The organism is Bradyrhizobium sp. HKCCYLRH2047, assembly GCF_051168175.1.
Classification (GTDB): domain Bacteria; phylum Pseudomonadota; class Alphaproteobacteria; order Rhizobiales; family Xanthobacteraceae; genus Bradyrhizobium.
In genome coordinates, this window is the sequence record NZ_JBNPUM010000003.1 from 375950 (window position 1) to 399194 (window position 23245).

Below are 23245 nucleotides of genomic sequence, written 5' to 3' on the forward strand. Positions count from 1 at the left end.
CCGCAGTACGCCTGTTCTGTCGATCTACGCGTCACTCCGGAGGCCGTCTTTTGGCAAGCGACGTCGGTTCCCGCGCGTTTCAGAATGCGAGGCTGCAGAAGAAGCATCGCAAGCAGGCCGATGCGCTGATGCAACAGGCCGTCGCCGCTTATCGCGGCGGCCGTCGCGCCGAGGCGCAGGCGGTCTGCGGCCAGATCCTGGCGCTGCTGCCCGATCATTTCGATGCGTTGCATCTGCTCGGCGTGACGGCGCTCGACGGCGGACAAATGGAGATGGCCGAGCAGGCGCTCATCAAGGCCGTCGAGATCGAGCCGCGGAATGCCGAGGCGCTCTCCAATCTCGGTCTGGCGCTGTTCAACCGCAAGCGCTTCGAGGAGGCGCGCAAATGCCAGGAGCGGGCAATCGCGCTGAAGCCGAATCTGCTCGTGGCGATCACCGGCCTCGGCAACACGCTGATGCGGCTGGGGCGGCCGGAGGAGGCGATCGCCGCGCATGACCGGGCGATCGCGCTCAAGCCGGACTATGCCGACGCCTATTGCAATCGCGGCATGGCGCTGCTTCCGCTCGCCCGCAATGCGGAGGCCAATGCGAGCTTCGATCGCGCATTGTCGCTCAACCCGCGCCACATGGAGGCGATGTTCGGCAAGGGCCTCGCCAGCATCAATCTGCGCCATTCCGACGAGGCGCTCGCGGCGTTCGACGCCGCGCTTGCAATCAAGTCCAATGCCGCGCAGGTGCTGGCACAGCGCGGCCGCCTGCACCAGCAGGCCGGACGGTTCGAGCGGGCCATGGCCGACTTCAAGGCCGCCCTGGCGCTCGATCCATGGCAGGACGTGGCGTTGCTGGGCTTCGCGCAGCTCAGCGCCATCAAGGACAATATCGCGCCGGCGATGGACGCGTGCCGCAAGGTGCTGGAGCAGAACCCGCAGTCCGAGGTCGCCTGGACCTGGCTCGGCGAATGCTTCTGCAAGCAGGGCGATCTCGCGACGGCCTTGCAGCACTTCGAGCGCGCGCTCGAGATCAAGCCGGATTTCGGTGATGCGATCACCGCGAAGATCTTCCTGCTCGACTTCATGCCCGACACCGACTTTGCTCGGCACCAGGCGGTGCGCCGCGAATGGTGGACCAGGATCGGCAGCAAGATCACCCGTAGGCCGCCGCCGTTTCGCGACCGCGATCCGGAGCGGCGGCTGACCATCGGCTACGTCTCGTCCGATTTCAGGAATCACTCGGCTGCGCTGGTATTCCTGCCGGTCCTGCGCCATCACGACCACCAGGCCTTCAAGGTCGTCTGCTACTCCTGCTCGCCGCAGCAGGATGGCATGACCGAGCGCTGTCGCTCCGCCGCCGACGTCTGGGTCGACGCCTGGCAGATGTCCGACGAGGAACTGAGCGATCGCATCGAGGCCGATCAGGTCGATATCCTCGTCGATCTCTCCGGCCATTCCGCCGGCAACCGGCTGCCGGTGTTCGCGCGCAAGCCGGCGCCGGTGCAGGTCACCGCGTGGGGCAGCGGCACCGGAACGGGGCTTCCGACCATCGACTACTTCTTCGCCGATCCGGTGACCGTGCCGGAGACCGCGCGTCCGCTGTTCGCCGAGCAGGTCTACGATCTGCCGGCCGTGATCACCACCGATCCCTTGCCAGGATGGCAGCCGACGCCGCTGCCGATGCTGCGCAACGGCTATATCACGTTCGGCGTCTTCAACCGCATCGACAAGATCTCCGAGCCGGCGCTCGCGCTCTGGTCCCGGCTGATGGGCGCGCTGCCGGACTCGCGGATCGTCATCAAGAACGGCGCGCTCGACGAGCCCCTGCTGCGCGATGGCCTCGTTGCCCGGTTCGTGGCGCGCGGCATCGCGCAGGAGCGCATCACCTGCCTCGGCCTGTCGACGCGCGATCAGCACATCGCGCAATTCGCTGCGATCGACATGTCGCTCGATCCATTCCCGCAGAATGGCGGCGTCAGCACCTGGGAATCGCTGCAGGCCGGTGTGCCCGTCATCGCCAAGCTCGGCCACGGCGCCGCGGCGCGTGCCGCGGCCGCCATCAACACGGCGGTCGGGCTCGCCGAGTTCGTGGCGGAGGACGATGACGGCTACATCGCAATCGCCCTCAGATTCGCAGCGCAGCCCGCTGAGCTGGCGAAGCTGCGGGCGCAACTGCCGGCGATGGTCGCGAACTCCGCCGCCGGCAATGTCGAGACCTACACCCGCAAGGTCGAGGAGGGCTATCGTCTGTTCTGGCGCCGTTATTGCGCCTCCTCCTGATCGTGGCGGCTACAGCCGCGCTGCACCGACGATGCGCCCATCCGCCGCTTCGAGAATTACGGCCGCGTCTTCGCCCTCCGGCATCGGCTCGGTGAGGCGCAGCGCGCTGCCGCTCCAATCTGCCAGCGGGCGCACCGAGCGCACCACGTTCAGCTCCTCCAGCGTGCGGCCGCCATTCTCGCCGCGGCGGATCGACGTTTCATGCCGATGATCGAAGCCGACCAGGAGCAGGCGTCCGCGTCCTTCACCGCCGCCGACCTCGACCGTAAGCCTGTCGCCATTGCGTGCGAGCTTGAGCGGCGCCGCCGTCGCGCTCGCGCTTCTGGCGCGATCGATCGCGGGTCCCACCTCGGCCCGGTTGGAGCCGACATGGCTCGTCGTGCCGTCGACGACGATCTCCGGCGTGTAGGAGCCGTCGCCGAAGCGGCTGCCATAGCGGGCCTGGCGATCGGTGGCGGCCGGCAGCGAGAACGGGTCCTTCCAGCCCAGCCGGTCCCAATAGGTGACGTGAAAGGCGAGCGGCAGCACGTCGCGGCGCTGCCGCACCATCTCGTTGAGATAGGCATTTGCAGGCGGGCAGGAGGAACAGCCCTGCGAGGTGAACAGCTCGATGACGACGGGCCGATCCGTTGCGGCGGCCGATGGCGACCACGGGGCAAGCGATGCGAGCAGCACGGCGAAGGCGGAGGCGTGGCGGAACGAGGCGAGGCTGAGGGACATGGGTGTTCTCCCGCGTTGTGACGTGATCTCCTTCGCTGGCGCGGGCCATCGCGTTACCTCCTGCCGTAGCCAACACGCAGGCGTGAAGACGCATCCACCGTTACTTTCGCGACCTGTCGTGACGCGTGAGCAGGGCGCCCGCCACACCTGAAGCGCATCGCGCACGCCGTTCAAAAGACAGCGTTTTTTGTCCGGGCCGGATGTAACTTTCTGAATCAAATCGTGTCCTGAAAAGGCTTTCCGCATTCGCCTCGCTTCGAGCGGCATGCTAGGAGAGCTTCGACCGGTGATTTGCAGTTCGTTAACCGTTGCGGCCAATCCGTGACGTCGCAAGCCGGGGGCATTGATGGGGTCGATGACATGAGTTCCAAGGGGGCGGGCCACAAGGCCGAGCTGAGGCAGGCGCTGCGCGTCGGCGTGATCGGAGCCGGCGTGATGGGCAGCAATCATGCCCGCGTGCTCGCCGGACTGCCCGACGTGCATCTGGTCGGCGTGGTCGATCCGCTGCCCGCGCATCGCAGCCGCGTCACCGAGCTTGCGAACTGCCCGACCTTCGAGAGCCTCGACCAGCTCGTCGCGGAGGGCGTCGACGCCGTGACCATTGCGGCGCCGACGCATCTGCATCATGAGCTTGCGCTGGCCTGCATCGCGCGCAAGGTTCACCTGATGGTCGAGAAGCCGATCGCCTCGACGGTGGACGAGGGCAGGGAGATCGTCTCGGCCGCGCATCGCGCCGGCGTCACTTTGATGATCGGCCATGTCGAGCGCTTCAATCCGGCGGTGGCCGCGATCAAGAAGGCGATCGCCGGCGAGGACATCCTGTCGATCGCGATCACCCGCGTCGGCCCGTTCCCGCCGCGCATGTCCAATGTCGGCGTCGTCATCGATCTCGCCGTGCACGACATCGATCTCATCCGGTGGTTCACCGAATCCGACATCATCGAGGTGCAGCCGCAACTGTCGAGCGCGGTGGCCGAGCGCGAGGACATCGCGCTCTTGCAGTTCCGCACCGCCTCCGGCGTGCTCGCCCACATCAACACCAACTGGCTTACGCCGTTCAAGGCGCGAAACGTGACGGTGGCGACGCGCGGCAAGTACATCATGGGCGATCTGCTCACCCGTCAGGTCACCGAGTGCTTCGGCTTCAAGCCGGACGGCAGCTACTCGATGCGTCATCTCCCGGTCGGCCATGACGAGCCGCTGCGCGCCGAGCTGATCGCCTTCCTGCATGCGGTGCGCTCGGGCACGGCGCCGGCCGTCACCGGCGACGAGGGCGTCGCGAGTCTGGCGATCGCCACGCAGTGCCTGGAGACCTCGAGCCATCGTCCGGCCGAGGCGGCTGCCACCAAGCGGCGCGCCGTGGCCGGCTAGCCGCCCAGGCCTCCGCTTCACCCTCATTTCCGTTTCCGAACCTTTGTCAGAGCTCATGAACCAGCACCTGCGTCATCAGCCCATTCCGTTCATCGACACCGCCGCGCAGCGCCAGCGGCTCGGCAAGTCGCTCGACGACGCCGTCGCCCGCGTGCTCGCGCATTGCCAGTTCCTCGGCGGCCCCGAAATCATTCAGCTCGAGGCCGAGCTGGCGGCGTATTGTGGCGCCAAATACGCCGTGAGCTGCTCCAGCGGCACCGACGCGCTGCTGATGGTGCTGATGGCCCAAGGCATCGGCCCCGGCGACGCGGTGCTGTGCCCGTCCTTCACGTTCTGCGCGACCGGCGAAGCGGTGGCGCTGACCGGCGCCACGCCGGTGTTCGTCGACGTGCTGGAGGACACCTTCAACATCGATCCGGCCTCGCTCCGCCGCGGCATCGCCACCGCGAAGCGGCTCGGCCTCAAGCCGAAGGCCGTGATCCCGGTCGATCTGTTCGGCCAGAGCGCCGACCATGATGCGGTCGCCGCAATTGCCGAAGCCGAAGGGCTGTTCGTGCTCGACGACGCCGCGCAGGGCTTTGGCGCCAGCTACAAGGGCCGCCGCATCGGCACCTTCGGGCTTGCCACCGCCACCAGCTTCTATCCGGCCAAGCCGCTCGGCTGCTTCGGCGACGGCGGCGCCATCCTCACCGACGATGCCGGCCTGCTGGAGCGGCTGCGCAGCGTGCGCGCCCATGGCGGCGGTAGCGACAAATACGACAACGTCCGCCTCGGCCTCACCGCGCGGCTCGACACGATTCAGGCGGCGGTGCTGCTCGAGAAGCTCAAGATCTTCGACGACGAGATCGCCGCGCGCAATGTCGTCGCCGAGCGCTATACGGCGGCGCTGGCCGACGTCGTGAAGGTGCCTCGCCTGGTCGACGGCTGCACCTCGGTCTGGGCGCAATACACCATCCGCCTGCCCAAGGGCGTCGATCGCGACACCTTCGCCGCCGCGTTGAAGGCGCAGGGCATCCCGACCGCGATCTATTATCCGAAGTCGATGCACCAGCAGACCGCCTACCGCATCTTCCCGAGCGCCGACGGCGGCCTGCCGGTCAGCGAGCAGCTCTCCAGCGACGTCATCAGCCTGCCGATGCACGCCTATCTGGACGAGGCGACGCAAGGGCGCATCATCGACGTCGTGCGCGGCGCACTGGCCTGAGGTCTTACGCATCGTCGCGCATCTCCGCTGGCGGCCCGACCGGCCGCAGCGTGTATGAATGATCTGTCCCACCGGCAGCTCCAACAAACACTGTCGTCCCGGCGAACGCCGGGACCCATACCGCGTGATGTCTGGAAGGGGCAGGCGGCCCGTTCCGCGCGCCCCATCGGCTGCACGGCGTATGGATCCCGGATCGGCGCCCGCCGCCGCTTCGCGTCGGCAGGCTTGTCCGGGACGACAGCGGAGTGCGTGGTGCGCCTCCCCGCCAGCGTCGCAAGTGCCGACGTGCGACCGGCATGCTCACTGTCATTGCGAGCGAAGCGAAGCAATCCAGGGCTGCGCGTGCGGTCCTGGATTGCTTCGTCGCTTCGCTCCTCGCAATGACGGTGGTGAGACATGTGTTCACCTTCTCGCGGCGCATCTGGCGTCCGAGCTTTGCTGTTCGTCATGCCCTCTCCTTAAAAGAGGGCACGGGGAATGCCGGGCGCTGGCCGCACCCATGGCCCGCCTGCGGAAAAAATGCAGGCGGCAGGAACCACAGGTTCAGCCGAGACATCCCGGCATTCCCCGCGCGATGGTTTTGACGGCTGCTTCGCGTTCTCCCCGGTGCTCCGGGCTTTTTGGCCACCGTGCGCGCAATGCGCTTTCGCGCATTACGCGGGGCATCAGCGTCGGGATGCCAGGACCACGCGACTTGACCGTGCGCATCGACGTTGTTCGTCGGCGTGGCGAACCACGCTGCAACATCGACACGCCCACCGCATCCCGCCTCAACGTCCGTGACGACCGCGAAGCGCCCCTCTGATCGAGACGGGACGGCGACATACAATCATGTTTTCGGAGAAAAAGAAAGAGGAATATTTTCCAGAAACGGACTGGTTAGAGGGATGCGCTTGAGCGGCTCGCGAAATTAGTCGAGGTGCGACTCTTGCGGAATAGGCTTGTCCATGGGGGCTCGTTCAATGAACTCTCGTGGAACACAGAATGAATGGCCACCGCAGCGAGTTCCATCCGAGTCGACGATAGTCCTACCGAATCCAAGCCAATAGTAGCCAAAAGCGTCGATTTCACTCACCACACATGACTGGCCAATAAAGGCGCGCATTTCCGCCTGCTCGCTCGCGGGCAGGTCATGCAGCAGCCAATCAGGTAGGCCACGCAGTCTCACACGGTCCCCAACCTGAATGTCACTCGACACCTTGGCAACCTCCCGAGCGCATAGGGCGGATCAGCGCAGCGTAGTCCGCCATCATGTCACATTTGATGTTGCGCACCAAAATGCGTGAGTTGGTCTCGTCTGCATACCGTAATCAACGATCTGCGCAAAGGCGCGGCATTCGTTGAGTGTTCGCATCGGGCGCGGCGGATTGCCCGTCGCTCGTTCGTCCTACGCGCTGCCAATGAGTTAGTCCGTCGTGCCCGGGCTTGTCCCGGGCATCCACGTCGTTCCGAAGGCGCCCGACGACGTGGATGGCCAGGACAGGCCCGGCCATGACGACGTGGCAGCAGACGGACGCAATACGTGGAGGCAGTCGCCCCGCCGCAAGCGGGGAGAGGCTTCCCGGGCGGCGCGGCGAAAAGCCCGAGACGATGTGTGCCGGCTCGGCTCGCAAGTGGGGGAGGGGGGCCGCGCGCCCAGTCGCCACACTTTGGCCGTAAGCAGAAGGAGGCCACGTTCCCCGCTTCAAACTCGCCCCCCGATGCTCTAGAAGCCCCCCATGCTCGGACGTATCTTCACCGTCGGCGGCTATACGCTGCTGTCGCGGCTCACCGGCTTTGCCCGCGATATCATGCTGGCGGCGATTCTCGGCGCCGGGCCGGTCGCCGACGCGTTCTTCATCGCGTTCCGGCTGCCGAACCATTTCCGGGCGATCTTCGCCGAGGGGGCGTTCAACGCGGCGTTCGTGCCGGCCTACGCGCATGTCCATGGCGAGAAGGGGCCGGCGTCTGCGAGCCTGTTTGCCGACCGCATCTTCACCTTGCTGCTGGCCTCTCAGGTCGTGCTGCTGATCCTCGCCTGGGTGTTCATGCCACAGGCGATGACGATCCTGGCGCCCGGTTTCACCGACGATCCCGGGCAGCGCGAGCTTGCGATCACGCTGACGCGAATCACCTTTCCCTATCTGCTGCTGATCACGCTGGTGACGCTCTATGGCGGCATGCTCAACGTGATGCAGCGCTTTGCCAGCGCGGCGGCGGCGTCGATCTTCCTCAATCTCGCGATGATGGCGACCCTGGCGCTGGCGGCGTTCTTCCCCGGTGTCGGCCATGCCGCCGCCTGGGGCGTGCTGATCTCCGGCTTCCTGCAATATTTCCTGCTCGCCGGCGACCTCGCCCGCCATGGCGGGCTGCCGCGGTTCGCGCCGCTGAAGCTCGACGACGACATCCGCGCCTTCTTCAAGGCGCTGGGACCGGCGACGCTGGGCTCGATGGGCACGCAGGTCGCGATGTTCGCCGACACCATCATCGCGACGTTCCTCCCGGCCGGCGCGATCTCGGCACTGTATTATGCCGACCGCCTCAACCAGTTGCCGATCGGCGTGATCGGCATCGCCATCGGCACGGTGCTGCTGCCGGAGATGTCACGGCGGCTCACGGCGAACGATCACGATGGCGCCATGGAGCAGCAGCGCCGGGCGTTCGAGTTCACGCTGTTGTTCTCGGTGCCGTTCGTCGCCGCCTTCCTCGCCGTCCCCGACGTGATCACCCGCGCGATGTTCGCGCGCGGCGCCTTCACCAAGGGCGACGCCGCCGCGGCCGGGGCGACGCTCGCCGCCTATGCCGTGGGCCTGATCCCGTTCGTGATGATTCGCAGCGCGGTCTCGACCTTCTACGCGCGCAAGGACACCGCGACGCCGGTGAAGGCCTCGCTGACGGGGCTGACCGCCAACGTCGTGCTGAAGGTGCTGCTGATGGGCTCGCTCGCCCAGGTCGGACTCGCGCTGGCGACGGCCGTCGGCGCCTGGATCAATCTGCTGCTGGTGCTCGGCTTCGCCGTGCACAAAGGCTATCTGCACTTCGATCGGCGGCTCACCTCGTCGCTGCTGAAGTTCGCCGGGACCGGCGTGGTGCTCGCGGCGGCGTTGTGGGCAACGGCCCTGGTGGCATCGACCCGGCTCGCGTCGCTCGGCCGCATGCAGGACGAAGCCGTTCTCGGTCTGCTGATCATCGTCGGCGCCGTCATCTACGTGGGCGCCATCCTCGTGCTGTTCGGTCCGCGCTGGCTGAAGGCCCTCGTGCGGCGCTGACGTTTGCGCTGCAGCATGGCGTGCTGGCATGCCTGCCGAGAGTTGACCGCGCGTGTTCGGGGAGCGGCCATATGCCGTTTGCGCGAGGGCGTGATCCGCTGCAATATGCTGGCCAATCGTCGCGACAATGCAGTGGGAAGTGAAACCAGATGGCAGCTCCGATCAAGTTCGGTATGGGACAAAGCGTTCTCCGGAAAGAGGATGACGCGCTGATTCGCGGCAAGGGCCGCTACACCGATGATCTCGCGCCATCCGCTGCCCTGCATGCCCTGGTGCTGCGCTCGCCGCATGCCCATGCCAAATTCACCATTGATGTCACCCAGGCGCGGCTGTTGCCGGGCGTGGCGCTGATCCTGACCGCCGAGGACACCGCCGAGCTCGGCGGGCTGCCGTGCCTGTTCAATCTCGAGACCGATCCGTTCACCGCGCCGCCTTATCCGATCCTCGCCAAGGACGAGGTGCGCCACGTCGGCGATGCCATCGCCTTCGTCGTCGCCGACACGCTCGACCACGCGCGCGATGCGCTGGAGGCGATCAAGGTCGAGTGGACGACGCTGCCGGCGGTGACCGGCGTCGTGAACGCGATCAAGCCGGATGCGCCGCAGGTCTGGGCCGAGCACAAGGGCAACGTGCTGTTCGATGTCGGGATCGGCGACAAGGCGGCGGTCGAGGCGGCGTTCGCGAAGGCGCATGCGGTCGCCGAGATCCGCATCGTCAATCCGCGCGTGGTGGCGAGCTTCATGGAGACCCGCGCCGCGGTCTGCGACTACGACACCAAGCGCGACCATCTGACCCTGACGGCCGGCAGCCAGGGCAGCCACCGCCTGCGCGACATCCTCTGCCAGAACGTGCTGAAGATCCCGACCGAGAAGATGCGGGTGATCTGCCCCGACGTCGGCGGCGGCTTCGGCACAAAACTGTTTCCCTACCGGGAATACGCGCTGGTCGCGGTCGCCGCGCAGCGACTGCGCAAGTCGGTGCGCTGGGCCGCCGACCGCTCCGAGCATTTCATGGGCGATGCGCAGGGCCGCGACAACGTCACCACGGCGAAGATGGCGCTGGCCGAGGACGGCAAGTTCCTCGCGATGGACGTCGACCTGATGGGCGACATGGGCGCCTATCTGTCGACCTTCGCGCCCTATATCCCGCATGGCGGCGCCGGCATGCTGCCGGGCCTCTACGACATCCAGGCCTTCCACTGCCGCGTGCGCACGATCTTCACCCACACCGTGCCGGTCGACGCCTATCGCGGCGCGGGCCGTCCCGAGGCGGCCTACGTCATCGAGCGTCTGGTCGACGCCTGCGCGCGCAAGCTCGACATGTCCGTCGATGCGATCAGGCGCAAGAACTTCATCCCGCCGCGCGCGCTGCCCTACAAGACCGCGACCGGAAAGGTCTATGATTCCGGCGATTTCAACGCGCACCTCAAGCGCGCCATGGAGATCGCCGAGTGGAAGGAGTTTTCGAAGCGCGCCAAGGCCGCCAAGAAGCACGGTCTCATTCGCGGCATCGGGCTCGCGAGCTATGTCGAGGTCTGCGGCACCATGGGCGAGGAGACCGCCAACGTGCGGCTCGACCCGAACGGTGACGTCACCATCCTGATCGGCACGCAGTCGAGCGGGCAGGGCCACCAGACCGCCTACGCCCAGATCGTCGCCGAGCAATTCGGCCTGGCGCCGGAGCGCGTGCACATCCATCAGGGCGACACGGCCGAGATCGCGACCGGCCTCGGCACCGGCGGCTCGGCCTCGATCCCCTCCGGCGGCGTCAGCGTGCAGCGCGCCACCCACGAGCTCGGCGACAAGCTCAAGCAGATCGCGGCCGAAGCGCTCGAAGCCGGGCTCGGCGATCTCGAGATCGCCGACGGCGTGATCCGCGTCGCCGGCACCGACCGCGCGATCTCGTTTGCCGACCTCGCCAAGCGTCCCGGCGTCGATCCTGACAAGCTCAAGGGCAGCGCCACCTTCGCCAGCGCCGACGGCACCTATCCGAACGGCACCCACGTGGCCGAGGTCGAGATCGACCCGGCGACCGGCATCATCCGGATCGTCAACTACGTCATCGTCGACGATTTCGGCGTGACGCTGAATCCGCTGCTGCTGGCCGGCCAGGTGCATGGCGGTGCGGTGCAGGGCATCGGCCAGGCGCTGATGGAGCAGGTGGTCTACAGCAACTCCGACGCCCAGCTCGTCACCGGCAGCTTCATGGACTACGCGCTGCCGCGCGCCGCCGACGCGCCGTCCTTTACCTTCGAGACCCACAACGTGCCCTGCAAGACCAATCCGATGGGCGTCAAGGGCGCCGGCGAAGCGGGGGCGATCGGCTCCTGTCCGGCCGTCGTCAATGCGATCGTCGAAGCCCTCTGGCGTGAGTACAAGATCGATCACATCGACATGCCGGCGACCCCGGAGCGCGTCTGGATCGCGATCCGGGAGCAGCATCGCCGTCATAGTCTCTGAGTACTCTCCCTCCGGATCTCCTCCGATATCCGCCTCAATTCCGGAATAATCCGCCGGCTGAGGGGTTGACCAACCGAGCGACCCGTCCGGGTGGGCTGGACGGGATTGTGACAACAAAGGAGCGAATTGATGAAGCGGACTGTCGTGGCTGTCGCAGCTTTGCTGCTAGGGGCCGGCGCCGTGATGGCACAGCAGGATCTGGTCAAGCATAGCCAGGACACGATGAAGGCCAACGCCAAGAACCTCGGCGGTGTCCTGATCGCGATGGTCAAGGGCGAGAAGCCGTATGACCAGGCCGCCGTCAATGCCGCTCTGGCCCAGCTCGAGGACACCGCCAAGAAGCTGCCGACGATGTATCCGGCGAGCCTGAAGGGCGCCAAGTTCGAGGGCGACTACGGTCCGTCGCCGAAGATCTGGGAAGACCAGGCCGGCTTCAAGGCCAAGATCGACAGCTTCGCGAAGGTCGTCACCGAGGCCAAGGCGAAGATCAAGGATCTCGACAGTCTGAAGGCGACCGCGCCGGGCATCGGCAAGGAATGTGGCGGTTGCCACGAGACCTTCCGTCTCAAGAACAGTTGATCTGACCTGCCATCCACGGGGGCGGACGCGACATTGCGTCCGCCCCCGTTTGTTTGCGCCGTGCGGGCGTCCTGACGTATCACGGCGCCGCCGAGCTCCGGTAATGATCGCCGGGCCGACGATCTCCTCCTGCTGTGACGGAGCCACCATGCTACGCCGCCTCCTGCTTGCTCTCTGCGTGCTCGGCGCCGCCGGCCTGACGGTGTTCTGGTGGTTGACCCAGCCGTCGACGATCACGCTCGCAGCGGCGACGCGCGCGCCGGATCTCGCCAACGGGCAGGAGATGTTCAACATCGGTGGCTGCGCGTCCTGTCACGCCGTGCCGAACCAGCCGGATCGACTGAAGCTCGGCGGCGGCCTGCCGCTGAGCTCGCCGTTCGGGACGTTCTATGCGCCCAACATCTCGCCCGATCCCACTGACGGTATCGGGCGCTGGAGCGAGGCCGAGTTCGTCAATGCGGTGGTGAGGGGCGTGTCGCCGGACGGCAGCCACTACTACCCGGCGTTTCCCTATCCCTCCTACGCGGCCGCGAAGATCGACGACGTCCGCGATCTCTTCGCCTACATGAAGACGCTGCCGCCGGTTGCGGGCGCCTCGCGCGCGCACGACATGCCATTTCCGTTCAACATCCGTCGCACCGTCGGGGTCTGGAAGCTGCTGTTCTTCGACGGCAAGCCCTTTGCCGCCAACGCCTCGCGCCCGGCGGAGTGGAATCGCGGCGCCTATCTGGTCAGCACCTTCGGCCATTGCGCCGAGTGCCACAGCCCGCGCAATGCGCTCGGCGGCATCGTCTCGGCGCAGCGGCTGGCGGGTGGGCCAGAGCCGGAAGGTCAGGGCTTCGTGCCGAACATCACCCAGAAGGGCCTGTCGGACTGGAGCGAGAGCGACATCAGCTATTTCCTCGAGACCGGACAACTGCCCGACGGCGACAACGTCGGCGGCTCGATGGCGCGGGTGATCCGCAACACCTCGCAGCTCTCGCCCGAGGATCGCAAGGCGATGGCGGTCTATCTGAAATCGCTGCCGCCGGTGGAAGGCCCGCCGAAGCCGAAGAAGCCGGCAAGCTGATCAGTTCGGCGGGCGCGCGCGCTCAGGTCAGATCGGCTTGAAGCTGCCGTCGCTCTGGATCACCGTCAGCGACACCGGCGGTGGATTCTCCTTGCGCGCGTTGCCGAAGCTGACCACCAGCCCGCCGATGTCGAACTGGCCGACCTCGTTGATGATGCGGAGCAGCTCGGCGCGGGTCGGGTTCGGCCCGGTCATCGCCAGGGCGCGCGCCACCAGTCGGCCGGTGATGTAGCCCTCGAGGCCGATGAAGTCCGGCGTCTGGCTCGGATCGAGCGTCTTCATCGCGGCCTGATAGTCGGCGACGATGCGGAGGTCGGTGTCCCACGGAAACGGCACCACCTCGGAGACGACGACGCCGCGGCCTTCCGGGCCGAGCTCCTTGGCGAGCGCGTTGCCGCCGACGAAGGAGACCGCCGTAAAGGTCGGATTGAAGCCGCTGCGATGCGCCATCTTGATGAACTCGGCGCACGGGCCGTAGGTGCCGACCAGGATCACCGCTTCAGGCTCCGCGCGCCGAATGACCTTGAGCGCCGCGCCGACAGCGCGCGTGTTGCGCTCGAACGTGCCTTCGGCCGCGAGCTCGAGGCCGCGGCGATCGAGATGCGTCTTCACGCCGGCCAGTACGTCGCGGCCGAACGCGTCATCCTGATAGAAGATCGCGATGCGGGTCAGGTGAAGCTCTTCGGTGAGATACTTGATCGAGGCTTCCGCCTCCGCCGCGTAGCTCGCGCGGATGTTGACGATGTTCTGGAATTCAGGCGTCCGCAGGAATTCGGCGCCGGAGATCGGCCCGATGAAGGGGACGTCGTTGGAGGCCGCGATCGGCGCAGTGGCCATCGCGGTCGGCGTGCCGACGGCGCCGATCAGCGCGAACACCTTGTCCTCGTAGATCAGCTTGATGGTCTCGACGACCGAGCGATCGGGGTCGTAGCCGTCGTTCCGGCTCAACAACTTGAGCCTGCGTCCGTAGACGCCGCCCTTGGCGTTGAGCTCGTTGAAGGCCGCCAGCAGTCCCTGGCGCGCCGCTTGGCCCAGCGCGGCCGACGGGCCTTCCAGCGCCGCCACCTGGCCGAACATGATGGTGTCGTTGGTGACGCCGAGCTCGTCGGCGCGCGCAGACCCCAGCGGGAGCACGCCGGCGATCAAGATGAGAATGAAGGAGATCCGAAGGCTTGAAAACCAGTTCATTGCGATCTTCGATGCACGGGGTACACTTGATGACAACTCAGTCTAGGCGTGTTGAATGAAGACCTCGCTAAAGACGTAGCCCGCGCTTGATCGCGTTTTGGGCGGCCCTCAACAGTCAGCCGTTAACCAAGCCCCGGTTTCTGGTACGCCACAACGGATCATCTTTGACCGTCCTTAACTTACCGCGGCCAGCATCGGCCGCATCGTGGTGAGGGGCAGCCGTTTGGCGGGGGCCATATTGCAGGTTGAAGAGTACAGCGCACCGACGCTGCAGGAAAAGGATGATGCTCGCAGCGGTAGCGGGCGCGAGAGGCTGCGCGCTTCGTTATCGCGATACCGCCTTTATCGCCCTGCGATCATCGCGGCATGCGTCGGCGTCGTGCTGTCGGTCGTCGGGACGGTTGCCGTGGGACGCTGGGAGAACCGGCTGGCGCGCACCGATTTCGAAGGCTTGGCCGAAGCCCAGGCGATCCTGGTCCAGAACGGCGTCAACGAATATGTCAGCCGGCTGACCGCGCTGCGCACCCGCTTCGAATCCGCCAACGACGACATTACGCGCAGCGAGTACCAGACCTTCAGCGCGCGCCTGTTCGAGTCGCATCGCGGCATGCTGCGGCTAGCGTGGCTGCCGCGGATCAAGCGCAAGGAGCGCGGCGAATACGAGGCGGCGGCGATCACCGACGGCGTTCCCGCGTTTCGCATCAAGTCCTATCCCGACGGCACCGTCGCGCCGGAGAGCGACGAATACTATCCGGTCTACTTCTCCACCGAGGCGAAGACCTCGCCGGTCTACGGTCTCGACTATTGGAGCATTCCCGACCATCGCGCCGTGCTGGAGCAGTCGCGCGACTACGACGTGATCGGCGCGTTGCGCACGCGTCAGAACCTGATCAATCAGAACGAGCGCAATAACGCCGTGATGATCGGCATCCCCGTCTATGCCAAGGGGACGTCGCGCACGACTGTCGCCGACCGCCGGCGCAATCTCTCTGGCTTCATCATCGGCGTGTTCGACCTGCCGACGCTGTTGCAGTCGGTGCGCGCGAACAATCCCAACAGCCCGGCGCTCGCGATCAACCTGCTGCCGCCCGAGCGCGTGATCAATGCCTCCGGCGTGGACCCGCAGCGCTGGCCCGCGGACCCCAGCATCTGGTCGACGACCTTGCGCATCGGCGATGCCGACTGGGTCTTCCAGGCGGCGCCCGCCGGTGGCAGCCTGATGGCGAGCCACAATCGCGCGCTGGCGCTGTATGCGGCCGGCATGGCGACGACGATCTTCCTTGCCGTGTATCTCGCGCTGTCGAGCCGCAACGCCCTGCAGCTCGCCCTCGCCAATCGCCGCGTGCTCGAGCTGGCGCAGACCGACGCGCTGACCGGCCTTGCGAACCGCGCCTTCTTCCTCGAGGAAATGGAGCGCATCAACGACGAGAAGAGCGGCCGCTTCACCGTCTTCCTTCTCGACCTCGACCGCTTCAAGAACGTCAACGATTCGCTCGGCCATGGCGCCGGCGACGAGCTGCTGGTGCAGGTGGCACAGCGGCTGAGATCGCAGTTGCGCGACGAGGACGTGCTGGCCCGGCTCGGCGGCGACGAGTTCGCCCTGATCCAGGCCGGCGCCTCCGACCAGCGCGCCGCCGCGATCGAGCTCGCGCAGCGCATCACCCGGCTGATCGCGGAGCCGTACCAGCTCGGCGGACAGCGCGTCGAGATCGGCACCAGCATCGGCATCTCGCTCGCGCCCCAGCACGGCCGCGACCAGGAGCACCTGCTCAAGAAGGCCGACCTCGCGCTCTACCGCTCGAAATCGGCCGGCCGCAGCTGCTATACGCTCTATGACGATGCGATGTCGGCCGAGCTCGAGGCGCGCAACACGCTCGAGGGTGATCTGCGTGACGCCATCGCGCAGTGCCAGTTCGAGGTGCACTATCAGCCGTTCTACGACGCCGAGACGCGCGAGCGGTGCGGCGTCGAGGCGCTGGTGCGCTGGCGCCATCCGGTCAAGGGGCTGGTGCCGCCGGACAAGTTCATCCCGCTTGCGGAGTCGACCGGCCTGATCGTGCCGCTCGGCGAATGGATCATCGGGCGCGCCTGCGACGACGCCACCGCATGGCCCGACGACGTCAAGATCGCCGTCAATCTGTCGCCGGTCCAGTTCAAGCAGGCCGAGCTGTTCGACGTGATCCAGTCGGCGCTCGCGCGGTCGGGCCTCGATCCGAAGCGTCTCGAGATCGAGATCACGGAGTCGGTGCTGCTGGAGCGCGCGGCCGAGAACGAGAGCTTCATCGATCGGCTGAAGGGCCTCGGCATCTCTCTGGCGCTCGACGATTTCGGCACCGGCTATTCGTCGCTGCGTTCGTTGACGGCGTTCCCGTTCAACAAGATCAAGATCGACAAGTCCTTCGTCGCCAATCTGAGCGTGCGCGACGAAAGTGCCGCCGTGATCTTATCGGTCGTGACGCTGGCGCGGGGGCTCGGCATCCAGATCACCGCCGAGGGCGTCGAGACCGAAGAGCAGCTGGTGCAACTGCGCTCGCTCGGCGTCAACTTCGCGCAAGGTTATCTGCTGGGCCGGCCGATGCCGGTTGAGCAGCTCGAGCAGCATCTGGAGATCGCCCGCGCTGCATCCGAGGCCGACGAGCCGCAGCCGGCCGAAGACGCATCCGAGGACGACGCATCCGAGGACGACGATCCGCGCTCGGCGGCCGTCGTCGCGCTCATTCCCCGGTCCGGGGCGCTGCTATCCCTCGCATCCAACGGCTGAGCGGCGAGGCGGCTTCGGCATCCGCGTCGACCGGCAGGCGTGCCAGGCCCAGCATGGCGGCCTCGCGCGCGGCGCTCGGCGTGATGCCGTAGGCGGTCTTGAACAGCCGCGTGAAATGGGCATCGGTGCCGAGCTGCCAGCGCCGCGCCACCTCGCTGATGCGCTGTGTCCGCGACCCGGTCCCGGCGAGATCGAAGAACGCGCGATGCAGGCGGCGGCTGCGGATGTAGTCGGCGATGCCGCCGATCGGCGCGAACAGGCGATAGAGCGACGCGCGCGACATCCCGAAATGCAGCGCCACCGCGTCGGCGCTGAGCTCGGGGCTCGACAGCTGCGCCTCGATGTATTGGCGGATGCGGAGCAGCGAAGCATCCGGCGTCACGCTGCGGTCGGCATCGCGGCGTTCGAGCTCGCCGCGCAGGCAGGCCGAGATCAGCGCGATCGTGCCCTCGACCGCGGCCTGGCACTCGTCGAAACTCATGCGCGGCGCACAGTCGAGCAGTGCGCCGAAATGCCGCGCCAGCAGCGGCGCCAGCGCGCCGCTGCGCGGCAGCACCAGGCCGTGCAGGTCGTCGACCTGCAGCAGGCGCGCATCGAACATCGGACGGGGAACGACCAAGGTAATGTTCTCGAACGGCGTCGCGCGCGTTTCGAGTGTCTGGGCGAGATCGAGCACGCAGAGGTCGCCGGCCTCGACCCGGATCGGCGCGGCCGCCGCGACCCCCTCATAGCTGCCGCTCACGTAGAGCTGCAGGATGATGTGGTCGACGCCGCTGCGGGCAATGGTCTCGGCCGATCGGCGGAACCGCTGGCCGCTCGCCCGGGCCGATCCGAGCAGCACGGAGCCCAGCGCGTAGGACAGCACGTCCGCCCTGAACGGAGCGGCCTCGCCGGCCGCGAGTTCGTCGACCTCGAAGAACGTCGAAGTGGCCTCGCGCCAAGCCGCGATGTTCGCCTCGGTGTCCATCTGCTCGGCGCAAAAGCCGTAGCTCGGCAGCAGGGACGAAACGGCTTTGATCTCACTCTTCACACGGCGCCGCAGTCATTCTTGAGTTTTCGTCTCAACCTCTTGATCGACCGTATCGGATCGGTTGCTCGCCTTGACCGGGTGCTCCGCGCACCCGCTATAGAACGCCTGTCGCCAAGTTGCCGAAAGGGAAAGCCGGGCCGTTCGACGGTCCCCCATTGCCCCTCACGATCGAAAGGTCCGGCTTTCCGGCCCACTGGCGCGAATTGGCGGACAACGGTCTCCGGCCGCCACCGTCTTTCATGACGAAACCATGCTTGACCCATTTTCAGGACCTCGGCGCCCGTCGGTCACGACGGGCGCCTTTGTCGTGGGGCAGGCGGCCGACGGGCAGGCCGCGCCCGGTCGGGACGAGCGCGTCGCTAGGTGGCGCCGAAGGCCTTGAACGTAATGATGGTGTGGGTGTCCTGAATGCCGGGCAGGACCTGGACCTTCTCGTTCACGAAGTGGCCGATGTCGGTGTCATTGTCGACGTAGAACTTCACCAGCAGGTCGTAATTTCCCGCCGTCGAGTAGATCTCGGAGGCGATCTCGGCTTCCGCCAGCGCATTGGCGACCGTGTAGGACTGGCCGAGCTTGCACTTGATCTGGACGAAGAAGGGAACCATTGCGGGCTGTCTCCGGAAGGCATCTTTCGCCTCAATATAGCGTTTTCCGGCGAAGTCGATACGCTTTCTCCGGCGACCGGGCCTGCTTGCCGGGCGCGGCCGGCCCGCGCTAGGAAGGGGCATGAGCACCCCCGTCGCACTCACCATCGCCGGTTCGGATTCCTCCGGGGGAGCCGGTATCCAGGCCGACCTCAAGACCTTCGCGGCGCTCGGCGTCTACGGCGCCTCGGTGCTGACGGCGCTGACCGCCCAGAACACCAGGGGCGTGACCGGGGTGCATCTGGTGCCGCCCGATTTCGTCACGGCGCAGATTGATGCGGTGTTCGATGACCTCGACGTCGGCGCGGTCAAGATCGGCATGGTGGCGCAGGCGCCGGTCGCCGACGCCATCGCGGCAAGCCTTGCGCGCTGGCGGCCGCGGCATGTCGTGCTCGATCCCGTGATGGTCGCGACCTCGGGCGCGCGGCTGTTGCCGGAGGATGCGGTCGACGCGCTGCGCCGCCGGCTGATCCCCCAGGCGACGCTGATCACGCCGAACCTGCCCGAGGCGGCCGCGCTGCTCGACGAGCCGATTGCGATCTCTGACGAGGCGATCGCCGCGCAGGGCCTCCGGCTGCTCGCACTGGGCTGTCCGGCCGTGCTGATCAAGGGCGGTCACGGGCAGGGCGCCGACAGCACCGATTACCTGATCACATCAGCGACCAGCATCCCATTGCCGTCGCCGCGCATCGACACGAAGAACACCCACGGCACGGGCTGTTCGCTGTCGTCGGCCGTGGCCGCAGGGCTGGCGAAGGGGGAGAGCCTCGAGGCGGCCGTGCGCAACGCCAAGGCCTTCATCTCCGGCGCGATCGCGGCGGCCGATCGCTTCACGGTCGGACACGGCCACGGCCCGGTGCATCATCTCCACCGCTATTATTGAGGTCACACATCTTTGAGGTCACTTCCCGTGGCAACTCAGCTTAGCTGGCGGCAGCCGAAATAGCTGGGGCGGACAACGGCTGCATCATGTCTGCGCTCCGCAGGAGATGACGGAATGATGACGCGTTTCGCGGCGGTGGCTGCGGTGCTGTTCGCCACGGTGGCGACACCGGTGCTGGCCCAGCGGGCCTATTCCGCCCAGGAGGAGCGCAACAAGGCGATCGTGCTCGACTTCTATGAGCAGGGTCTCAATCGCAAGGATTTCGAGGCGGCGTCGAAATATCTCGGCACCTACATCCAGCACAATCCGAATGCCGAGGATGGCCCTGAGGGATTTCGCAAGTTCATCGAATTTCTGAAGGCCAAGTTTCCACAGTCGCACAGCAGGATCACGCAGGTGCATGTCGACGGCGACTTCGTCGTGCTGCGCGTTCACGCCATCCGCGAGCCCGGCACCCGCGGCAACGCCATCGTCGACATCTTCCGTCTCAAGGACGGCAAGATCGAGGAGCACTGGGATTCGGTTCAGCCCATTCCCGAGCAGTCGGCCAATCCCAATGGGATGTTCTGAAGAACGCGTCTGAAGGCGTCTCCCGCCGGCGGATCATGGTCCGCGCGCGAGCGCGATTTCCCGACGCACGCCCCTCATCACGCGCGAGCGGTATTCGCCTGGCGATTCGCCGAACCAGCGATTTGACGCGCGGAAGAAGGTGCTCTGGTCGGCATAGCCCAGCAGATAGCCGATGTCGGTGAGCGTCATGCGGAAGTCGGCGAGATGGCGCTGGGCCAGCTCGCGCCTGACATCGTCGACGAGGTCGCTGAAGGAGAGGCCTTCATCGGCGAGCCGGCGCTGGAAGGTGCGGTCGCTCAAGCCGAGCTCGGCTGCGATGGCCGAGCGCAGCGGGCTGCCGTCGGGCAGCAGCCTGGCGATCGCGGTGCGGGCGCGATGCGCGGTGTCGGCCTTGACCAGGCGCTCCAGCGCCTCGTCGGCGATCCGATCGTGGATTGCCGAAAGCTCGGGCGCCGAGGTCGTCAGCTTGCAGGCGAGATCCTGATCCGACACCAGGAAGCCGTTGAACGGCGCATCGAATTCGAGCGGGGATTGGAACGCCCTGTTGTAGCACGCGATCGACAGCGGCACCGCATGCGAGAAACGCGTCGCGAGCGGCGTCAGCGGACGATCCAGCATCCACCGGCATAGATTGAGCAGATTGACGACGCCGTAGTCATAACGCTGCCGCGGAATCGGGCATTCACCGCCGAACACGTCGGTTCGTATCCAGCGACCGCCATGACCCGGCTCGAGCGTGATGGTCACCGCGTCGCTCACCAGGCACATGTAGCGGATCAGGCGCATCAGCCCGGCGAGAAGAGTGGGGCTCGACATCATGGCGTAGCCGGCGACGCCATAGTTGTCAGGTCGCGGCGCATCGAGCTTTGCCAGCCCGATGTCCGGATTGCCCGAACGCTCGGCCGCCAGCACCCACAACCGGCTCAATGCCTCGGTCGGCCAGCGGCGGTCGCAATCGTCGAGATCGTCGATCGACAGACCGACCTCGGCGAACAGCGCGGCGGCATCCAGACCTTGCTCGTTCAGCGTCGTCGCAACGCCGCGCATCCAGGACGACGATGTGGTTCGAATCTGCTGAGCCATCCCTTGGCCTTCTGGAGCCAGTGCTTTGGTATCCTCGGGTCATTGTGCAGATGCACATGAGACTGCATAGCACCTGATATTGGCGATCGCGATACCAAAATCGGTGGTGCGACCGCATGGCTGGCGCGCAGGAGAAATCATGCCCGTTCTGAAAACCAATGACGGCACAGAGATTTACTACAAGGATTGGGGCTCCGGCCAGCCGATCGTGTTCAGCCATGGCTGGCCCCTGTCAGCCGATGATTGGGATGCGCAGATGCTGTTCTTCCTCAATCACGGCTTTCGCGTCATTGCCCACGATCGCCGCGGCCATGGCCGCTCGGCCCAGGTCGCCGACGGTCACGACATGGACCACTATGCCGACGATCTCGCGGCACTGACCGCACATCTCGATCTCAACAGCGCGATCCATGTCGGCCATTCGACCGGCGGCGGTGAGGTCGTGCACTACCTCGCGCGCCATGGCGAGAGCCGCGCGGCCAAGGCTGCGATCATCGCCGCGGTGCCGCCGCTGATGGTGCAGACCGCGGCGAATCCGGGCGGACTGCCGAAATCCGTGTTCGACGACTTCCAGACCCAGGTCGCCACGCGCCGCGCGGAATTCTATCGCGACGTCGCCGCTGGGCCGTTCTACGGCTACAACAAGCCTGGCGCCAAGCCGTCCGAGGCCGTGATCCAGAACTGGTGGCGCCAGGGCATGATGGGCAGCGCCAAGGCGCATTACGACGGCGTCGTCGCCTTCTCGCAGACCGACTTCACCGAGGATCTCAAGACGATCACCTTGCCGGTGCTGGTCATGCACAGCGAGGACGACCAGATCGTGCCCTACGCGGATTCCGCGCCGCTGTCGGCCAGGCTGCTGAAGAACGGCGTGCTGAAGACCTACAAGGGCTTTCCGCACGGCATGCCGACCACGGAAGCCGAGACCATCAACGCCGATCTGCTGTCCTTCATCAAGAGCTGATCAGGGGAGGCTTGCATGACCTGGGGAATTCCGACGGCACTGTTTCTTCAGATCCACGTGGTGCTGAGCCTGATTGGAATCGCGACCGGGCTCGTGATGCTCGCCGGCATGCTGGCGGGCCGCCATCTGGCGGCCTGGGCGGCGCTGTTCCTGGTGACGACCTTCCTCACCGGCGTGACCGGCTTTCCGCTGCCGCCGTTCGGTCTCGACCCGCCGCGCATCATCGGCATCATCCTGCTCGCGCTGCTGATTGCGGCCAGCGCCGCTCTCTATGCGTTCGGGCTGTCGGGATGGTGGCGACGGGTCTATGTCGTCACCGCGCTGCTCTCGCTCTATCTCAACGTCTTCGTCGCGATCGTGCAGTCGTTCCAGAAGATCGGCGTGCTCAATGCGCTGGCGCCGACGCAGAGCGAGCCGCCGTTCGCGGCAGCTCAGCTCGTCACGCTCGCTCTGTTCATTGCTTTCGGTGTCTTCTCGTGGCGGCGTTTCGCACCCACCGCGCTGACGCCGCGAGCTTCGCTCACCTGATCCGTTCGGTCTTTCAAGGAGAACCTCGTGTCCAAGCTCGAAATGTTGACCCCGCAGAACTGCGCCGTGGCGCTGATCGACTATCAGCCCGCGATGTATCAGGGCGTGCAGTCGCATGATCGCCTCGGCGTGTTCAACAACATCCAGATCGTCGCCAAGGCGGCCAAGCTGTTCAAGATTCCGACGGTGCTCACCACGGTCGCCAAGGACTCGTTCTCCGGTCCCTTCATGCCGGAAGTGACCGAGCTGTTTCCGGAGCACGACATCGTCGACCGCACGGCGATGAACTCCTGGCTCGATGCCGGCTTCCGCAAGCAGGTCGCCGCCACCGGTCGCAAGAAGTTCATCATCGCGGGACTCTGGACCGAGGCCTGTGTGCTGTTCCCGACGCTCGACATGCTGCGCGAAGGCTATGAGATCTACATCCCGGCCGATGCCTGCGGCGACCTGTCGCTCGAAGCGCACAACCGGGCGATGGATCGCGCGGTGCAGGCCGGCGCGGTGCCGATCACCTCGTGCCAGTTCGCCTTCGAGCTGCAGCAGGACTGGGCACGTGCCGAGACCTATGACGGCATGATGGAGATCCTGAAGGCGCATTCGCCCTACGGCATCCAGATCCGCTTCTCGAAATGGGCGCTCGGCGAGCACGCCTCGGAAGGCGGCGCAAAGTAGCC

18 protein-coding genes are annotated in these 23245 nt (G+C 66.3%); 13 read left to right on the forward strand and 5 right to left on the reverse strand.

Annotation, left to right across the window (positions count from 1 at the left end):
* Positions 1-50 precede the first annotated feature (50 nt).
* Positions 51-2270, forward strand: a complete 2220-nt coding sequence (locus tag ACQR1D_RS09020) for a tetratricopeptide repeat protein (protein WP_434837827.1) — start codon at positions 51-53, stop codon at positions 2268-2270.
* A gap of 9 nt (positions 2271-2279) precedes the next feature.
* On the opposite strand, the gene ACQR1D_RS09025 is transcribed toward ACQR1D_RS09020, so the two are convergent.
* Positions 2280-2990 carry a DUF1223 domain-containing protein gene (locus ACQR1D_RS09025; RefSeq protein WP_434837828.1) on the reverse strand — a complete coding sequence of 237 codons (711 nt, stop codon included), beginning with the start codon at positions 2988-2990 and terminating at the stop codon, positions 2280-2282.
* A gap of 360 nt (positions 2991-3350) precedes the next feature.
* Here ACQR1D_RS09025 and ACQR1D_RS09030 point away from each other — a divergent pair, with 360 nt between their 5' ends.
* From ACQR1D_RS09030 to ACQR1D_RS09055, 6 genes are all read left to right on the forward strand, one after another.
* Positions 3351-4361, forward strand: a complete 1011-nt coding sequence (locus tag ACQR1D_RS09030) for a Gfo/Idh/MocA family protein (protein WP_316183697.1) — start codon at positions 3351-3353, stop codon at positions 4359-4361.
* Between the two features lie 55 nt (positions 4362-4416).
* Entirely contained in the window at positions 4417-5565 is a 1149-nt protein-coding gene (locus tag ACQR1D_RS09035; protein ID WP_434837829.1) for a DegT/DnrJ/EryC1/StrS family aminotransferase, read from the forward strand.
* A gap of 1718 nt (positions 5566-7283) precedes the next feature.
* Entirely contained in the window at positions 7284-8813 is a 1530-nt protein-coding gene (gene murJ / locus ACQR1D_RS09040) for a murein biosynthesis integral membrane protein MurJ (RefSeq protein ID WP_315805317.1), read from the forward strand.
* A gap of 149 nt (positions 8814-8962) precedes the next feature.
* Positions 8963-11272, forward strand: a complete 2310-nt coding sequence (locus ACQR1D_RS09045; RefSeq protein ID WP_316182945.1) for a xanthine dehydrogenase family protein molybdopterin-binding subunit — start codon at positions 8963-8965, stop codon at positions 11270-11272.
* Positions 11273-11401: 129 nt separating this feature from the next.
* On the forward strand, positions 11402-11851 hold the full coding sequence (locus ACQR1D_RS09050; protein WP_315805319.1) for a c-type cytochrome: 450 nt from the start codon (positions 11402-11404) through the stop codon (positions 11849-11851).
* Between the two features lie 148 nt (positions 11852-11999).
* On the forward strand, positions 12000-12920 hold the full coding sequence (locus ACQR1D_RS09055) for a cytochrome c (protein ID WP_316218785.1): 921 nt from the start codon (positions 12000-12002) through the stop codon (positions 12918-12920).
* 27 nt (positions 12921-12947) lie between these two features.
* Here ACQR1D_RS09055 and ACQR1D_RS09060 read toward each other — a convergent pair whose 3' ends face one another.
* Positions 12948-14108: an ABC transporter substrate-binding protein gene (locus ACQR1D_RS09060; protein WP_315805321.1), complete on the reverse strand. Its 1161-nt coding sequence runs from the start codon at positions 14106-14108 to the stop codon at positions 12948-12950.
* A gap of 238 nt (positions 14109-14346) precedes the next feature.
* Here ACQR1D_RS09060 and ACQR1D_RS09065 point away from each other — a divergent pair, with 238 nt between their 5' ends.
* Positions 14347-16869 (forward strand): bifunctional diguanylate cyclase/phosphodiesterase, encoded by a 2523-nt coding sequence (locus ACQR1D_RS09065; protein WP_434893836.1) that lies wholly within the window; start codon positions 14347-14349, stop codon positions 16867-16869.
* Here the strand turns inward: ACQR1D_RS09065 and ACQR1D_RS09070 are convergent.
* Both ACQR1D_RS09070 and ACQR1D_RS09075 read right to left on the reverse strand, forming a co-directional pair.
* Positions 16823-17887 carry a helix-turn-helix domain-containing protein gene (locus ACQR1D_RS09070; protein WP_316182993.1) on the reverse strand — a complete coding sequence of 355 codons (1065 nt, stop codon included), beginning with the start codon at positions 17885-17887 and terminating at the stop codon, positions 16823-16825. The two genes, ACQR1D_RS09065 and ACQR1D_RS09070, sit on opposite strands and share 47 nt — an antisense overlap.
* 371 nt (positions 17888-18258) lie before the next feature.
* Positions 18259-18504 (reverse strand): Lrp/AsnC ligand binding domain-containing protein, encoded by a 246-nt coding sequence (locus ACQR1D_RS09075; protein WP_315805323.1) that lies wholly within the window; start codon positions 18502-18504, stop codon positions 18259-18261.
* A gap of 121 nt (positions 18505-18625) precedes the next feature.
* Here ACQR1D_RS09075 and thiD point away from each other — a divergent pair, with 121 nt between their 5' ends.
* Together thiD and ACQR1D_RS09085 are read left to right on the forward strand one after the other, a co-directional pair.
* Complete coding sequence (gene thiD, locus ACQR1D_RS09080; RefSeq protein WP_434893835.1) at positions 18626-19426, forward strand: bifunctional hydroxymethylpyrimidine kinase/phosphomethylpyrimidine kinase; 801 nt, start codon at positions 18626-18628, stop codon at positions 19424-19426.
* 114 nt (positions 19427-19540) lie between these two features.
* On the forward strand, positions 19541-19996 hold the full coding sequence (locus ACQR1D_RS09085; protein WP_410053194.1) for a nuclear transport factor 2 family protein: 456 nt from the start codon (positions 19541-19543) through the stop codon (positions 19994-19996).
* Between the two features lie 33 nt (positions 19997-20029).
* On the opposite strand, the gene ACQR1D_RS09090 is transcribed toward ACQR1D_RS09085, so the two are convergent.
* A complete protein-coding gene (locus tag ACQR1D_RS09090) occupies positions 20030-21079 on the reverse strand; it encodes an AraC family transcriptional regulator (RefSeq protein WP_434893834.1) in 1050 nt (349 codons plus the stop codon).
* 139 nt (positions 21080-21218) lie between these two features.
* On the opposite strand from ACQR1D_RS09090, the gene ACQR1D_RS09095 reads away from it, so the two are divergent.
* Genes ACQR1D_RS09095 through ACQR1D_RS09105 form a run of 3 tightly spaced genes read left to right on the forward strand, consistent with a single transcriptional unit; the run spans position 21219 to position 23243 of the window.
* Positions 21219-22043, forward strand: coding sequence for an alpha/beta fold hydrolase (locus tag ACQR1D_RS09095; RefSeq protein ID WP_315805327.1), 825 nt, complete (start codon positions 21219-21221; stop codon positions 22041-22043).
* Between the two features lie 15 nt (positions 22044-22058).
* Positions 22059-22571: a hypothetical protein gene (locus tag ACQR1D_RS09100; RefSeq protein WP_434893833.1), complete on the forward strand. Its 513-nt coding sequence runs from the start codon at positions 22059-22061 to the stop codon at positions 22569-22571.
* Between the two features lie 27 nt (positions 22572-22598).
* Positions 22599-23243, forward strand: coding sequence for a hydrolase (locus tag ACQR1D_RS09105; RefSeq protein WP_315712755.1), 645 nt, complete (start codon positions 22599-22601; stop codon positions 23241-23243).
* Positions 23244-23245 lie beyond the last annotated feature (2 nt).

What these genes read in the sequence shown, in the direction of transcription:
- ACQR1D_RS09090 (WP_434893834.1), bottom strand. Translation starts at nt 21,079, where the DNA reads ATGGCTCAGCAGATTCGAACCACATCGTCGTCCTGGATGCGCGGCGTT.
- ACQR1D_RS09045 (WP_316182945.1), top strand. Translation starts at nt 8,963, where the DNA reads ATGGCAGCTCCGATCAAGTTCGGTATGGGACAAAGCGTTCTCCGGAAA.
- ACQR1D_RS09085 (WP_410053194.1), top strand. Translation starts at nt 19,541, where the DNA reads ATGATGACGCGTTTCGCGGCGGTGGCTGCGGTGCTGTTCGCCACGGTG.
- ACQR1D_RS09095 (WP_315805327.1), top strand. Translation starts at nt 21,219, where the DNA reads ATGCCCGTTCTGAAAACCAATGACGGCACAGAGATTTACTACAAGGAT.
- ACQR1D_RS09075 (WP_315805323.1), bottom strand. Translation starts at nt 18,504, where the DNA reads ATGGTTCCCTTCTTCGTCCAGATCAAGTGCAAGCTCGGCCAGTCCTAC.
- ACQR1D_RS09055 (WP_316218785.1), top strand. Translation starts at nt 12,000, where the DNA reads ATGCTACGCCGCCTCCTGCTTGCTCTCTGCGTGCTCGGCGCCGCCGGC.
- ACQR1D_RS09100 (WP_434893833.1), top strand. Translation starts at nt 22,059, where the DNA reads ATGACCTGGGGAATTCCGACGGCACTGTTTCTTCAGATCCACGTGGTG.
- murJ (WP_315805317.1), top strand. Translation starts at nt 7,284, where the DNA reads ATGCTCGGACGTATCTTCACCGTCGGCGGCTATACGCTGCTGTCGCGG.
- ACQR1D_RS09030 (WP_316183697.1), top strand. Translation starts at nt 3,351, where the DNA reads ATGAGTTCCAAGGGGGCGGGCCACAAGGCCGAGCTGAGGCAGGCGCTG.
- ACQR1D_RS09060 (WP_315805321.1), bottom strand. Translation starts at nt 14,108, where the DNA reads ATGAACTGGTTTTCAAGCCTTCGGATCTCCTTCATTCTCATCTTGATC.
- ACQR1D_RS09035 (WP_434837829.1), top strand. Translation starts at nt 4,417, where the DNA reads ATGAACCAGCACCTGCGTCATCAGCCCATTCCGTTCATCGACACCGCC.
- ACQR1D_RS09050 (WP_315805319.1), top strand. Translation starts at nt 11,402, where the DNA reads ATGAAGCGGACTGTCGTGGCTGTCGCAGCTTTGCTGCTAGGGGCCGGC.
- thiD (WP_434893835.1), top strand. Translation starts at nt 18,626, where the DNA reads ATGAGCACCCCCGTCGCACTCACCATCGCCGGTTCGGATTCCTCCGGG.
- ACQR1D_RS09025 (WP_434837828.1), bottom strand. Translation starts at nt 2,990, where the DNA reads ATGTCCCTCAGCCTCGCCTCGTTCCGCCACGCCTCCGCCTTCGCCGTG.